We start from the raw sequence: 17,720 nt of genomic DNA, 5'->3' as shown, positions 1-17,720 counted from the left end.
TTACACCAAAAACGAATATATTTCTTTTAAACTGTTAAATGTGATATCAAAAATAAAGGTTTAATGTTAATTTTTTTAACTTACGCCTCCAATTTTTTTAACCACATTATTCATGAAAAGAATTACACTAACTTTAGCATTGATGCTAATTAGTTATTTAGGTTTTTCACAAGCACTAAGTGAGACCGGTAACTGGCCCAATGCTAACTGGACGATTTCAGGTAGTTATGATGCTACCTTTTTGTACTCCGACCCCACAACCACTTCAAATTTTAGTTTTGATGATGATGACGCGGGCGGTTCCTCTATTAATAGCATTGCCGCAGAGTCTCCTACAATTGACTTAACAGCAGCTTATAATGCCGGTGAGACTTGGATTTATATTCAAGCAGACATGGTCTTCACCTTTTATACAGGGGGAAACAATTTTATTTACTTTCAGTACTTTGACGCAGATGCAAACACATGGGTGAACGCGGTAAATCCAATAGGCGAATCTACCACAAGTGCACCTTATTTAGACTACTGTACAGGTACATTTGAAACTACATTGAGCGACCCTATTAACATTGCAGGGTTTACAGCAACTCAATTATCTGGCTTCAAATACCGTTTATTGTTTGATGACGGAACTGATTATGCATATGGATTTTGTTTTGAAAACCCATTAGTTTATTCAGAAACTCCACCAACATGTCCAGACCCAACTATGCTAGCTGTAAACAACATTACCAATGCTACAGCAGATTTTTCTTGGATAGAAAATGGTTCTGCCGCTGGCTGGAACATCCAATACGGAGAAAGTCCGTATACATTAGATTCAGGGAGCACAAACAGTGCTACAAATAATCCTTACAATGTTACAGGGTTAACCGGAAACACCACTTACGATATCTACGTTCAATCTGATTGTGGATCTGAAACAAGTGCTTGGATAGGACCAATTACATTTACTACTGCCTGCAATGCAATTACAGCACCATATACCGAAGGTTTTGATAATGGCGGTGATCTTCCGACTTGTTGGAATCATGGAGCATCAAATTCAGAAGACTGGATAATTACAAGTTCAACTCTTGGTACTCATATAGGTTACGAGGGTACTCTAAGTGGAAATACAGACACAGATGGATATTTTGCTTATGTTGAAGACTCTTATCCAGAAAGCTCAAATACTGCATTACTAACACCATTCATTGATGTTACTGGATTAACAACTCCATCTGTTTCATTTTATATGATTAGTGATAATGAAGGATATACTAATGTAGATTTTTCTGTTGATTTTTACGACGGTGCAACATGGCACAATGGAGTTTACACTAGTAACTCTAACAAAACCCAATGGACTAAAATCTATATAGATTTATCAACTTATACGCTATCAGGAAACGTACAAGTACGTTTTGTTGTTAGTGAAACAAACGGATCTGACTATTATGATGATGTAGCAATTGACGATATTACTTTTGATGAACTACCTTCATGTATTGAACCAACGGATGTAGAAATATCTTCTATTAGTTATGATAGTGCCCAAATTACACTGCAACAAACCGGTGGTTCTAATGGATGGGATATAGAATATGGAACTCCAGGATTCACACAAGGAACAGGAACTACGGTTTCAGCTTCTAGCATGCCTTACACCATAGCTACCCTGACAGAAAATACAGATTATGAATTTTACATACAAACTAACTGCGGAGCTGGTGATACAAGTACTTGGATAGGACCATATACATTTACCACCCTATGCTCACCATTTACTGCTCCATACACAGAAGATTTTGAAAATGCAGGTGCAATTCCAAACTGCTGGCTTCAAGGTGAAGACAACGATGAAGATTGGTTATTTGACACCACTGCTTCTATAGGACCTGGAGCAAGCGCAAGTGGAGGATACTTTGCTTATGTAAGTGATACTTATCCTGAAAATACAGACACTAGTATACTTTCTCCTTTAGTAGATATTTCTACGTTAACAACTCCCGCACTTACTTTTTGGTACAACACCAACAACACTGCCTTAGGAGCCAACGGTTTCACCGTTGATATATTTGATGGTACTACTTGGAACACTTCTGTATTTACATCCAACACAGACACTCTAGGCTGGACCTATATTGCTGTAGACCTTACCGGATACACAGGACCTGTTAGAGCCAGATTTAGAGTAACTGAAGTAAATTACACTACAGCAAATGATATTGCCATAGACGACGTTACTTTTGAAGAATACCCTGACTGTTTACCTGCAACAGACCTTGAAACTACCAATATTACAGCTAGCTCGGTAGATTTGTCATGGACTGCAACAGGAACTCCTGAAGGATTTACGATTGAATATGGTCCTGAAGGGTTTACTCCAGGAACAGGAGCTACAACAACTGCAACTACTACAACCGCTACTGTTAACGGTTTAGATGCAGCTACAGAATATGATTTTTATGTAGCAACAAATTGCGACATAGCAACAGGTACTAACAGCGTACTAGCTGGTCCGCTTACTGCTACAACTGAATGTTCAGTATACCCTTCTCCTTACATTGAAACTTTCAACAATGGAGGTGTAATCCCTAACTGTTGGGAACAATCTGCTAGTAACACAGAAGATTGGTACTTTACAAACACTGCTGCAGGAAACCACATTGGTAATGATGGAACTTTAACAGGTTCTACTACAAGTGGTGGATATTTTGCTTATGTAGATGACTCTTCTCCTGAGAGTGCTAACACAGGCTTAGAAACTCCTTTAGTAGATGTTTCAGGACTTGCTACTCCTGCGCTTATTTTCTACATGGCTAGTGATAACGAAGGATACACTAACGTAGATTTCTCTGTTGATTTCTTTGACGGCGCTAGCTGGAATACTGGTATTTACACTAGCAACGCTAACACTAACGGATGGACTTTAGTTACTATTGATTTATCTGCTTACACCATCACAGGACCTGTTCAAGCTAGATTTGTTGTTAGTGAAACTAACGGTACAGATTTCTATGACGATGTTGCTATTGATGATGTAATGTTTGATGAAATGCCAAGCTGTACTATCCCTACAGATTTAACCGTATCTAACATCACTACTTATGGTGCTGATTTTTCATGGGTTGAAAACGGAAGTGCTACTTCTTGGAACATTGAATATGGTTTAGAAGGATTCACACCAGGAACTGGTGCAGTTATACCTGCTACTTCTAACCCTACTACTGTTGAAGAATTTACATATGCTACCACATACGATATTTACATTCAAGCAGACTGTGGATCTTCTACAAGTTTATGGGTAGGTCCATTAACATTTACTACCTTATGTTTACCATTCGGAGATTTTGTAGAAAGTTTTGATACTACAACTACTGGTGAAACACCACTTTGTTGGTCTATCTTAGAAAACACTACAGATCAGTACGCTTATACACAAGTAGAATCTTGGAACCCAAATTCAAGCCCTAACAATATAAGCATGTACAACTCAGGAGATATTAATTCAGATTTACTATTAATAACTCCAGCGCTTACAGATCTTCCTAACGGAACGCACAGAGCTAAATTCTATGCTCAGGGTTCTGCATGGTCTACAATTTCAATTGAAGTAGGTACTATGAGTGACAACACAGACCCATCTACATTTACTTCTGTGGCTACTTTTGACCTTACTGGAGATTACTTACAATACATAGTAGATTTTGATACACCTACTACTGATAGCTATGTAGCTATAAAACATGGTAGCACAGCAACATACCAAACTTTATATGTTGACGATTTTGAATGGACTGCAATACCAACTACTGCGCCTGGATGCGCTACTAATGTTGTAGCTACACCAGATGCTAGTTGTGGTAACTTTGCTAACCAAATTACTTGGGATGCTACTGCTGATGCAGATGGATATTATATTTCTGTAGGAACTACACCAGGTGCTACTGATGTTGTGAATAACGAAGACTTAGGAAACTCTAACTTCTACGCATTTGAAGGAAGTTACGATACTACTTATTACTATACAGTATCACCTTACAACGCTTCTGGCACTGCTACAGGATGTACAGAGTATAGCTTTACAACAGTAGCTACCGGATGTTATTGTACATCTAACCCTATTTCTGTAGACAACCAAGGTATTACACAAGTAGTTATTGGATCTTCTACGTATGACAATACTGTAGGAGGCCCTAATACTTACAATGACTTTACAGCTACCCCAGCTACATTAGCTTCAGGAGTACTTTCTACTATCCCAATTACCTATGATACATTTACTTACCAGTACGCTACAGGTATTTGGATAGATTTAAATGACAACTATACTTTTGAAGATAGCGAAAAATTATTCTCTGGTATGTCAGCTAACTATAGCCCTAATACCTTGATGGCACAAATTCAGTTACCTGCTGGTACTACAGGACAACACGTTATGAGAATTAACGGTGTTTGGAATGGTACAGAAAACCAATGCTACAACGGATCTTATGGGGTTACCTTAGATTTCGTAGTAGACATAACGGCCGCTACTTGTACAGCCCCTACAATTGCAGGTACTTCAGTAGTACACGACTGTGCTACAGGAACATTTAGCGTTGATGTAGACGTAACTGATTTAGGTGACAGTACTCCTTCTATTTCTGACGGAACTAACACTTGGACTGTAAATGCAACAGGTATTACTAATGTTGGTCCATTCACTTACGGTACTCCAGTTTCTTTAACTGCATTACACGGAAACGACAGTGTTTGTGATTTACCTATTGGTTCATTCTCTTATGATGCTTGTCCACCTTCTAATGATGATTTATGTAATGCTACAGCACTTACAGTTTTAGATTTAGGTAGTGCTAATACAACTCCAGGAGATGCGTATACAACTGAATTCTCTACTTCGCAAGTAAATGAGCCTACACCTTCTTGTTTCAACGGAGGATTAAACGGTTCTGTTTGGTTTAGCTTTGTTGCTCCTCAATCTGGAGATGTTATGGTAACTACAGATATTACTGGAGGCACCTCTGGAGACACTGAAATAGCTGTTTATAGTGCAAACGGTGTTAACTGTGGTAACATGACAACTTTAGGTACTGAGTTAGCTTGTAACCAAGATGCATTTGGTGATGTTGCGTTTAACTCTATCATTTATTTTGATGGTTCAGCTAACGCATTATTAACCCCAGGAGAAATGTACTACATCCAAGTAGATAGCTATGGAAACTCCTCTATAGGATCATTTGGTATTGAAGTAATTGATATGAACCCTGCTAAAACAGACGATTTCAATTCAAATGTATTTACATACTACCCTAACCCAGTTAAGAATAACAACTTAACATTAAACTCTCAAGAAGTAATAAATACAGTTAATGTATTTAACTTACTAGGGCAAAGAGTAATGACTCTAACCCCTAATACTTCTAACTATACTATTAACATGTCTGAATTAAAATCCGGAACGTATTTCGTTGAAGTACAGACAGAAAACGCATCAGAAACAGTTAAAATAATTAAAGAGTAAGCACTAAGCTACCTTTAAAATAAAGAAAAAAGCCACCCAAATGGGTGGCTTTTTGTATATATAAATTAGTCTATTTATTTGTTGTAAATACAACAAATAAATCAGTATTTAACCTAAAACTCTTTTAAATTATTATGATTTTAACATTGTATTTAGTTAAATTTGAAACAATTAAACATATAAATTACCATATGAGAAAAACTACTTTACTAATTTTATTCATGTTATTAGGCTCCTTGGGTTTTGCTCAAGTGCTTAATGAACCTGGAAACTGGCCAAACACCAATTGGACTGTTACAGGCTCATACGATGCTAACTATTTGTATGAAGACCCTACCACGTCAGACCGATTTAGCTTTGACGACGATGATGCAGGATTAAGCTCAATAAACAGTGTTGCAGCTGAATCTCCTGTAATTGACCTAACACCCGCTGTAACAGGAGGAGAAACTTGGATGTTTTTTACAACTCCTTATGTTTACAGACAATACACTAGTGCAAGTATTACTGTAGAATACTGGGATGCTGATGCAGCTGCGTGGATTTCTTGGATTGCACCATTCAACACCTCTACAACCAGCGCACCAACATCTAGCTATTGTAGTGGTACTTATGAAAATCTTTCTTCTACTGAGTTAGATATTTCTGGATTTACTGCTACTCAATTATCAGGATTTAAGTACCGTATTTTGTTTGACGACGGTGGCGCTTATGCCTACGGATTTTGCTTTCAATCTCCAACAGTATATTCATCTGCACCACCAGATTGCCCTACACCAAGCTCTTTAGCTACAGGTACAATTATGGCAGATACCGCAGAAATTTCTTGGGTTGAAAATGGGGGTGAAACTACTTGGAACGTACAATACGGACCTACAGGATTTGCTTTAGGTACTGGTACTACAGATGTAGCAACTACAAACCCATACACTATTAGCAACCTTTCTGCTAGTACAGAATATGATGTGTATGTTCAAGTGGCTTGTGCAGCCGGAGGAAGTAGCCTTTGGGAAGGCCCTATGACTTTCTTAACTGCATGTACATACCAAGTTGCTCCATATACACAAGATTTTGAAAATAGTGGAGCTATCCCTAACTGTTGGGAACAAGGTACTTCTAATTCAGAAGACTGGATTTTTGCAACTTCAGCCGGGCACGTTGGCGATGCAGGTACCATTTCTGGAGTTACAAACTCTGGAGGATACTTTGCGTATGTTGACGATAGTTCTCCTAATAATATAGGTTCAGAATTATACACTCCTTATGTAGATGTGTCTGCTTTAACAACACCTGCTCTTTCATTCTTTATGATTAGTAATAATGAAGGATATTCAAATGTAGATTTTGCAGTTGATATTTTTGATGGTACTACATGGCATGATGATGTGTACACAAGTAACACTAACAAACCATTATGGACCAAAATATACATTGATTTAAGTACTTATACCATATCTGGGCCGGTACAAGCAAGGTTTGTTATAGATGATAACAACACCACTTTCTATGATGATCTTGCCATTGACGATATTTCTTTTGACGAACTACCTTCATGTTTAGATATCACAGAAGCTGCTACAGACGCCACTACTTCTGATAGCGCTACAATTACAGTACTTCAAACTGGTTCAGCAGCTGGGTGGAATATAGAATACGGACCTGCAGGGTTTACCCAAGGTACAGGCGCTACTATGGCAGCCACTTCAGCTACATTTACAATTACTGGTTTAACACCAGCTACTGATTACGAATATTATGTTCAGACTGATTGTGGTGGGGGTGACCTAGCTACATGGATGGGACCATACACCTTTACAACAGAATGTACTTCATTTGTAGCTCCTTATACACAAGGATTTGAAAACGCAGGTGCTATACCTAACTGTTGGGAGCAAGGAGCTTCTAATGCAGAAGACTGGATTTTTGCTACCTCTGCTACTTACGTAGGTACAGGTGGTACTGTTTCTGGTTCTACTGCTACTGGTGGTTACTTTGCGTATGTAGATGATAGTTCTACAAATAATAACGGTACTACTTTAGTAACTCCTTTTGTAGACATTTCTACTCTAACAACTCCAGCGTTATCATTTTACCTGATTAGCGATAGCCAATCAGGTGTAAACGTAGAATTTTCTGTAGACTTCTATGATGGTGCTACTTGGCACAACGATGTGTATTTTAGCAATACAGACAAATTAAGCTGGACACAGATTTTTATTGATCTTAGTACATATACTATTTCTGGAGACGTACAAGCAAGATTTGTAGTAGATGAAAACAACACTACTTATTACGATGACCTTGCTATTGACGACATTACTTTTGACGAGCTACCAGCGTGTATTGACCCTACAGATTTAGCTTTAGATACTATAACAGACACTACAGCTACAATTACGCTAAACCAAGTAGGTACAGCTGTTGATTACAATATAGAATATGGCCCACTAGGTTTTACTCCTGGTGCTGGTTCAGCAACAACAGTTTCTACGATTCCTTTTACAATCTCAGGATTAACAGGAAATACAGACTATGAAGTTTATGTTCAAACAAATTGTGGTGGTGGAGATACTAGTACATGGATAGGACCATTTGCTTTCACTACACTATGTTCTCCAATTGTTGCTCCTTATTATGAAGATTTTGAAAATGCAGGATCTATACCTTCATGTTGGACACAAGGTGCTACTAATTCTGAAGATTGGATTTTTGCCACTTCTGCAACATATTTAGGACCTGGAACTAGCCAAAGTGGAGGATATTTTGCTTATGTTGATGATAGCTCAACTGATAATGTAGGTACTACATTAGTAACACCTCTTTTTGATGTATCTGCTTTAACAACACCTTCATTATATTTCTATTTAAATAGTGACAGTGGTGACATATACTCAAATGTAGATTTCTCAATTGATGTATTTGATGGAACTACTTGGACAGATGATGTATTTTTCCTTAATACAGACACCTCTGAATGGGAATTTACTGTAGTAGATTTATCACCTTACGCATCTTCTGGAACTATCCAGATACGATTTGTAGTTGACGAGAACAATGGTACTGATTTCTACAATGACCTTGCTATTGATGATATTCACATTGATGAATTACCAACATGTTTACCAGTTATTGATTTAGATGCTACAAACATGACTACGTCTGACGCAGAATTATCTTGGACTTCAACAGGTTCAGAAACTGCTTGGAATATTGAATACGGACCAGAAGGATTTACTCTTGGTACTGGTACTACTGTTCCTGCTGGCTCTAACCCATTTACCTTAACAGGTTTAGACCCTGCAACTGATTACGATTATTATGTAACTTCTGATTGTGGTGGTGGCGACGCTAGTATTACTACAGGACCATTCACTTTCACAACTGAATGTGCTATCTACGGAACTCCATACCATGAAACATTTGAAAACGGAGGAGACATCCCTAACTGTTGGGAGCAAGGCGCTTCTAACTCAGAAGATTGGATTTTTGCTACTACAGCCGGTTATGTAGGCGACGGTGGTACTATTACAGGTAGTACTTCTAGTGGCGGACACTTTGCTTATGTAGATGATAGCTCACCTAACAACACAGGTACTTCTTTAATATCTCCACAAGTAGATATTTCAGGTTTAGGCTCACCAGCTCTTTTATTCTATTTAATTAGTGATAACCAAGGGTCTACTAGTGTAGATTTCTCTGTAGACTTTTACGATGGTGCTGCATGGAACAACGCAATATTCACAAGTAACTCTAACACTAACGGATGGGAATTAGTTTCTATTGACTTAAGCTCTTATACCATTACCGGTCCTGTTAGAGCAAGATTTGTAGTAGATGAAAACAACACTACTTTTTACGATGACCTTGCTATTGATGATGTAATGTTTGACGAAATGCCTACTTGTGACATTCCTTCTGACATACTTGTTACAAACCCAACCACTATAGGTGGAGATATTAGCTGGACAGAAAACGGAACAGCAGAAGCTTGGATTATTGAATACGGACCAGTTGGTTTTACTCCTGGTACAGGTACTTCTGTAACTGTTTACACAAACCCTGTAACTTTAGAAGGTTTAAACGATTCTACTACTTATGATATTTACATACAAGCAGAATGCTACACCTCTCAAAGTTTACAAATAGGACCTGCAACACTTACAACCGAATGCGCTGTGCAAGTTGCACCTTACGCTCAAGGATTTGAAAACGCAGGAGACATCCCTAACTGCTGGGAGCAAGGTGCTGCTAACATAGAAGATTGGGTGTTTGCTACATCAGGTGGTCATGTAGGTGATACAGGCACACTTTCTGGTGCAACTGACACTGATAACTACTTTGCTTATGTAGATGACAGTTCACCAAACAACACAGGTACTGAGCTATACACTCCATTTATAGATGTTTCAGCATTAACTACTCCATCTATGTATTTCTACATGATTAGTAATAATGAAGGATACTCAAATGTTGACTTCTCAGTAGATATCTATGATGGATCTGCATGGAACAATGACGTATTTACAAGTAATACAAACAAAACAAGTTGGACTCAAATTTATATTGATCTAAGTGTATTTACCATTACAGGACCAATACAAGCAAGATTTGTGGTAGATGACAACAATACTACTTTCTATGACGATATTGCTATAGATGATGTAACTTTTGATGAATTACCATCTTGTTTAGCTGCTAACGGAGCTGTTGTTAATTCTGTTACTGCTGATACTGCTGAAATTTCAATTTATCAAGCAGGTTCACCAACCTCTTGGAACATTGAATACGGAACCCCAGGATTTACTCCTGATACAGGTGCAGGCACCATAGTTAACAGTACTACCAACCCGTTAACTTTAACTGGTTTAACTCCAGCTACTGATTACGAATTCTACGTTCAGTCTGACTGTAGTGGTACAACAACTGCATGGGTAGGGCCATTTAGCTTTACAACAGAATGTGCTACGTTTATGGCTCCTTATACTGAAGGTTTTGAAAATTCAGGTAACATTCCTAACTGTTGGTCTCAAGGTGCTTCTAATGCAGAAGATTGGATTTTCTCTACATCTGCATCCTACGCTGGTACAGGCGGTACTCTTTCTGGTTCTACAGCTACAGGTGGTTACTTTGCTTATGTAGATGATAGCTCTACAAACAACAACGGTACTACTTTAGTAACTCCATTTGTAGATCTTTCTGCCTTAACAATCCCATCTTTATCATTCTATATTATTAGCGATAGCCAAACTGGTGACAATGTAGAATTCTCTGTAGATTTCTATGATGGTGCTACTTGGCATAATGATGTGTATTTTAGTGATACGGATAAATTAAGCTGGACTCAAATTTATATTGATTTAAGTACATATACTATCTCAGGGCCAGTACAAGCTAGATTTGTAGTTGATGAAAACAACACTACTTATTACGACGATTTAGCTATTGATGATATTACTTTTGATGAACTACCATCAATGTGTTTTGAACCAACAGGCGTTGCCATAACAAGTACTACAGATACCACTGCAGAACTTTCAATTTTCCAACCAGGTACCGTAACCGGATGGAACATTGAATACGGAACTCCAGGATTTACACAAGGTACAGGATCAACAGTTTCAGCTACTACAAACCCTTACACATTAACAGGTTTATCGGCTGCTACTACTTATGAATTCTATATCCAAACAGATTGTAGTGGCTCTACTACTGCATGGGTAGGCCCATTTAGTTTCACTACTGAATGTGCTACATTTGTTGCTCCATATACTCAAGACTTTGAAAACGGCGGATCAATACCTAACTGTTGGGAACAAGGTTCTTCTAATGGAGAAGACTGGATTTTTGCTACAAGTGGAGGACACGTTGGTAATGCTGGTACATTATCTGGTAGCACAACAAGCGGCAGCTATTTTGCATATGTAGACGATAGTTCTGCTAGCAGTATTGGAACTACACTTTACACTCCATATGTAGACATTACTACCTTAACCAACCCTGTATTAACATTCTTTATGATTAGTAATAATGAAGGTTATACAAATGTAGATTTCTCTGTAGATTTCTATGATGGTGCTACATGGCATGATGATGTATACTTTAGCAATTCTAATGTTACTTCATGGACTCAAATGTCTATTGATTTATCTACTTACACTATTTCTGGACCTGTACAGGCTAGATTTGTTGTAGACGAAAACAATGGTTCTGATTTCTATGATGATGTTGCTATTGATGATATTACTTTTGAAGATGCTAACACAACAGCAACAGATAATTTTGCTAACGTGAACTTCAATTACTATCCTAACCCAGTTAACAACAACATGTTAACACTAACCGCTAACAAAGAGATGACTACAGTTAATGTAATCAATCTTTTAGGACAACAAGTTATGATGCTAGAACCAAACGCTAGCAACTATACCGTTAATATGTCTGAGTTAGCTTCGGGAACTTACTTCGTTGAAGTTTGGATTGGAGAAAGCTCTAAAACCGTAAAAATTATTAAAGAGTAACTTATTTTTTAGGTAAAACTCTAATAACTAACAAGAAAGCCACCTTTTACAGGTGGCTTTTTTTATTTTAATCAAAAATTAACATAAAAAACAATTAAATTCCAAAAACACAAAAATTTATAATAACCAACGAAAAAATACCTATTGTTTTAACATAATATTTAATTATATTTGGTCGGAAACGAAAATTAATAGATAAATGAGAAAAACTACTTTACTGATTTTTTTGATGTTGGTAAGTACTTTGAGTTTTGCTCAGGTGCTTAATCAACAGGCCAATTGGCCTAATGCGACTTGGTCAGTTACGGGCTCTTACAACGCCACGTATCTGTATGAAGACCCCACCGTATCCTCAAGCTTCAGCTTTGATGATGATGATGCAGGGAGTTCTTCAGTAAATAGCGTTGCTGCAGAATCTCCGGTTATAGACCTTACTACTGCAGCTACCGCAGGAGAAACTTGGATTTTCTTCACTGCACCCTATGTTTACAGACAATTTACAAGTGCAAGTTTAACCGTTGAATACTACGATGCAGATGCTGCAGCATGGGTAACTTGGATTACTCCATTTAACACATCTACTACTGGTGCACCAACGTCTAGTTATTGCGCAGGTACTTATGAAACACTAGCTTCTGATGAGCTAGACATTTCTGGTTTTACCGCTACACAGTTAGCTGGTTTCCAGTACCGCATTTTATTTGATGATGGTGGAGCTTATGCTTACGGATTCTGTATACAGTCTCCAATGATATATTCTGATACTCCTCCAGATTGTCCTACTCCTACTTCACTAGCTTCGGGCACAGTTTTAGCCGACAGTGCTGAAATTACTTGGGTAGAGAATGGTGGCGAAACTACTTGGAACGTACAATACGGACTTTCTGGTTTTGCTTTAGGTACAGGTACAACAGATGTTGTTACTTCTAACCCTTACACTATTAGTGGCTTAACTGCTAGTACAGACTATGATGTATTTGTTCAAGTAGCTTGTGCTGCTGGTGGAACAAGTCTTTGGGAAGGTCCATACTCCTTTACTACAGCTTGTACCAGTGAAGTAGCGCCTTACACTCAAGATTTTGAAAACAGTGGTTCTATACCTAACTGTTGGGAGCAAGGTGCTTCTAATAACGAATCATGGATTTTCGCTACATCAGGTGGTCACGTAGGTGATGCTGGTACAATTTCTGGAAATACAGATAGTGATGGATACTTTGCGTATGTTGATGATAGTTCTACTCACAATACAGGAACTGCGTTATACACTCCTTATGTAGATGTTTCAGGTTTAACTACTCCTTCTGTTTATTTCTATTTATTAAGCGATAACGAAGGACACTCTAACGTAGATTTCTCTGTAGACGTATTTGATGGTGCTACCTGGCAAACTGCAGTTTACACTAGTAACACTAACAAACCAAGTTGGACAAAAATCTACATAGATTTAAGCACATTGACTATTACAGGCCCTATTCAGGTAAGATTTGTAGTAGACGAAAATAATGGAACTGATTTTTATGATGACGTTGCTATTGATGATATTACATTTGATGAACTACCGACTTGTATAGATCCTTCAGACATCTCTTTTGATGCGTTAACAGATACTTCTGTATCCACTTCATTAACACAAGTAGGTACTATTGCTGGTTACAATTATGAATATGGTCTTGCAGGATTTACTCCTGGTACAGGAACTTCAATGACTGCACCTAGTGTACCTTTTTCTATTACTGGATTAACAGGTAACACTACGTACGATTTATATGTACAAGCCGACTGTGGCGGTGGAGATGCGAGCACTTGGGTTGGTCCATTCTCGTTCACAACACTATGTTCTCCTATAGCTGCTCCATATTATGAAGATTTTGAAAACGCAGGATCTATTCCTACTTGTTGGAATCAAGGAGATGCTAATTTAGAAGATTGGATTTTTGCTACTTCAGCTACTTATGTAGGAGATGGAGCTAGCCAAAGTGGAGGTTACTTTGCTTATGTAGATGATAGTTCTTCTGACAATACTGGAACTTCATTGTTAACACCACTTATTGATATTACTACGTTAACAAACCCTTCTTTATATTTCTACTTAAATAGTGATAATGGAGATACATTTTCAAATGTAGATTTCTCTATTGACGTATTTGATGGTACTACTTGGACAAACGATGTATTTTTCTTGAATACCGATACATCAGAGTGGGAATTCACACTTGTAGATTTAGCTCCTTATGCTTCAAATGGAATTGTTCAAATTAGATTTGTAGTAGACGAAAACAATGGTACTGATTTTTATAATGATCTTGCTATTGATGATATTTATATTGATGAAATGCCATCATGTTTACCTGTATCAGACCTAGATGCTACCAACTTCACTCCTTTTGAAGCTGAGCTATCTTGGACATCATTAGGTACAGAAACTGCTTGGAATATAGAATATGGCCCAGAAGGATTTACTCCTGGAACGGGAACTACTGTACCAGCTACAAGTAACCCATTTACGTTAACTGGTTTAACAGCTGCTACAGATTATGATTTTTATGTAACTTCTGATTGTGGCGGTGGTGATACAAGCATTACTACAGGTCCATACTCATTTACAACAGAATGTGATATTTACGGTACTCCATACCATGAAACTTTTGAAAACGCTGGTTCTATCCCTAACTGTTGGGAGCAAGGTGCCTCTAACTCAGAAGATTGGGTTTTTGCTACTTCAGCTGGTTATGTAGGTGACAGCGGTGCTATTACAGGAAGTACTTCTAGTGGAGGATACTTTGCTTATGTAGATGATAGCTCTCCTAACAATTTAGGTACTAGCTTATTAACTCCTCTAGTTGATATTTCAGGATTAAGCACACCAGCGCTTATGTTCTACTTAATCAGTGACAACCAAGGGTTTACAAATGTAGATTTCTCTGTAGATTTTTACGATGGTGCTACTTGGAACACGGGTGTTTTCACTAGTAACTCTAATACTAACGGATGGGAACTTGTATCAATTGACTTAAGTTCTTATACTGTGACTGGTCCTGTACAAGCAAGATTTGTTGTTGATGACAACAACACTACTTTTTATGATGACGTTGCAATAGATGATGTAATGTTTGATGAAATGCCAACTTGTACGGTTCCTTCTAACCTTTCATTTAGCAACGTTACTCCTAGTGGAGTAGAACTAGCTTGGGTAGAGAACGGAACTGCTGAAGCATGGATTATTGAATACGGTCCAACAGGATTTACACCAGGTACTGGAACTTCTGTTACTGTATACACAAACCCAGCAACTATTGAAACTTTAATGGATGCAACTACTTATGATGTATATATTCAAGCTGAATGTTATACAGCTCAAAGTTTAGAAATAGGGCCTATAACTTTCACAACTGACTGTTTAGCACAAGTAGCTCCTTATACACAAGGTTTCGAAAACGCAGGTGATATTCCTACTTGTTGGGAACAAGGTGCTTCTAATGGAGAAAGTTGGTTGTTTGCTACAACTGCAGGACACGTGGGTGATGCTGGTACAATTTCTGGTTCAACTGACACCGATAACTACTTTGCATATGTAGATGATAGTTCTCCTAGCAGTATTACTACTGAACTATACACTCCATGGATAGACGTTTCTCCATTAACAAACCCGATACTATCTTTTTACATGACTAGTAACAACGAAGGGGTCTCAAATGTAGATTTCTCTGTAGATTTTTACGATGGTGCTACATGGCATAACGATGTTTTCTTTAGCAACACTAACGTACCAAGCTGGACTAAATTTACGATAGACCTAAGCACCTATACTATTTCTGGTGATGTTAGAGCTAGATTTGTGGTAGACGAAAATAACGGAACGGATTTCTATGATGACGTTGCTATTGATGACGTTACTTTTGATGAAGCTCCTACTTCTGTTCCTACTACATGCCCTGCTAATGTAATGGCTACCATTGATGCATCTTGCGGAAATGAAGCTACTATAATCACATGGGATGAGGTTGCAGATGCAGACGGATATTATTTAACCATTGGAACTACAAGTGGAGCCAATGATGTTTTAGATAATGAAGACCTTTTGAACACTACTTCATATGCTTTTGTTGGTGAAATTGGTGCAACTTACTATTACACAGTAGCACCTTATAATATTGTTGGTACTACTACCGGATGTACAGAATACATGTTTACTACGGCTACTACAGGATGCTACTGTGAATCTTTACCAACAAGTAATGATAATAACGGTATTACTAATATTACTTTAGGAAGTAATAGTTATTCTGTTACTGACGTAACTTATGAAGATTTAACATCGGCTACTGTAACTCAGTTTGCTCAAGGAGCTTCAGCTACTTCTTCTATTACTTTTGAAACTGGTTTCACATACGACACCAATATCTGGATTGACTTTAATGATAACTATATTTTTGAAGACAGTGAAATTGTTTTTGACGGAGTATCATTAGCTTCAAACCCTACTACATTAGACACTTCTTTTATGATGCCAGATGCAACTATAGCCACCTTAGGGTTACATAGAATGCGTATTGGTACTGCAGATAGCGGACAAGCTATACCTAACCCTTGTTATAGTGGTTCTTGGGGAGTTACTGTAGACTTCACAATTGAAATAGTAGCATTAACTTGTGCTCCTGCTGTAGTAGATAGCACTAATTTAACCTATGACTGTGCTAACAGTGAATTTAGTGTAGATGTAAATGTTACCGATTTAGGAGATGGAACACCTGCTATTTCTGACGGCACAAATACATACCCAGTTGCTGCTACAGGTATTACAACTGTTGGGCCATTCCCTTTTGGTACTCCTGTTACATTAACTATGTTACATGGTACTAACGCTACTTGTGATTTCTCTATAGGAACTTACTCTTATGATATGTGCCCTCCAGCTAATGACGATTTATGTAATGCTACATCATTAACTGTAGTAGACATGGGTACTGCTGGTAACGTAACTGGTGCAGACTATACTTTAGAAGGTTCTACTGCTCAAACAAATGAGCCACTTGGTGCTTGTTTTAGTAGTGGCTTAAACGGGTCTGTTTGGTTTAGCTTTGTAGCTCCTACCTCTGGTGATGTAATGGTTACTACAGATTATTTAGGAGGATCATCTGGCGATACCGAAATTGCTGTATATAGTGCCAATGGTGTTACATGCGGAGACTTGAGTACATTAAGCACAGCAGTAGGTTGTGATCAAGATGGTGGTATTGACCAAATTTTCAACTCTATTATTTATTTTGATGGCACTACTAATGCTTTATTAACTCCAGGAGAAATGTACTACATTCAAGTAGATAGCTGGTCAGATGGATCACAAGGTTCATTCTCTATTGAAGTTATAGACATGGCGCCTACCAAAGTTGAAGATTTCAACAATGTAAGCTTCACTTACTATCCTAACCCTGTTAACAACAACATGCTAACTTTATCTTCAGACGAAGAAATTAGTACTGTAAACATTAGCAACGTATTAGGTCAAGAAGTTATGAAACTTACTCCTAACACAAGCAATTATGTTGTAAACATGTCTCAATTGGCAAGTGGAACATATTTTGTTCAAGTTTGGATTGGTGAACATTCTAAAACTGTAAAAATTGTAAAAGAATAATTTTCTTTACATATACATACCTAAAAGGGTTGGCAATTGCCAACCCTTTTTTTTATTT

Annotated in this window: 3 protein-coding genes; all 3 read left to right on the top strand. The window is 37.8% G+C overall.

From position 1 onward, the window contains the following. Positions 1 to 112: 112 nt before the first annotated feature. A complete protein-coding gene (locus tag Y10_RS05755; protein WP_281764410.1) occupies positions 113 to 5,509 on the top strand; it encodes a fibronectin type III domain-containing protein in 5,397 nt (1,798 codons plus the stop codon). A gap of 191 nt (positions 5,510 to 5,700) precedes the next feature. Beyond that, positions 5,701 to 12,027, top strand: coding sequence for a fibronectin type III domain-containing protein (locus tag Y10_RS05750; protein ID WP_281764409.1), 6,327 nt, complete (start codon positions 5,701 to 5,703; stop codon positions 12,025 to 12,027). A gap of 199 nt (positions 12,028 to 12,226) precedes the next feature. Next, positions 12,227 to 17,662: a fibronectin type III domain-containing protein gene (locus tag Y10_RS05745; RefSeq protein ID WP_281764408.1), complete on the top strand. Its 5,436-nt coding sequence runs from the start codon at positions 12,227 to 12,229 to the stop codon at positions 17,660 to 17,662. Positions 17,663 to 17,720: the final 58 nt, after the last annotated feature.

The organism is Neptunitalea lumnitzerae, from assembly GCF_027924185.1.
GTDB classification, from domain to species: domain Bacteria; phylum Bacteroidota; class Bacteroidia; order Flavobacteriales; family Flavobacteriaceae; genus Neptunitalea; species Neptunitalea lumnitzerae.
This window is presented reverse-complemented; position numbering and strand designations above follow the sequence as displayed.

Excerpts from the sequence above, each read along its gene's own strand:
- Y10_RS05755 (WP_281764410.1), top strand. The coding sequence starts at position 113 with ATGAAAAGAATTACACTAACTTTAGCATTGATGCTAATTAGTTATTTA.
- Y10_RS05750 (WP_281764409.1), top strand. The coding sequence starts at position 5,701 with ATGAGAAAAACTACTTTACTAATTTTATTCATGTTATTAGGCTCCTTG.
- Y10_RS05745 (WP_281764408.1), top strand. The coding sequence starts at position 12,227 with ATGAGAAAAACTACTTTACTGATTTTTTTGATGTTGGTAAGTACTTTG.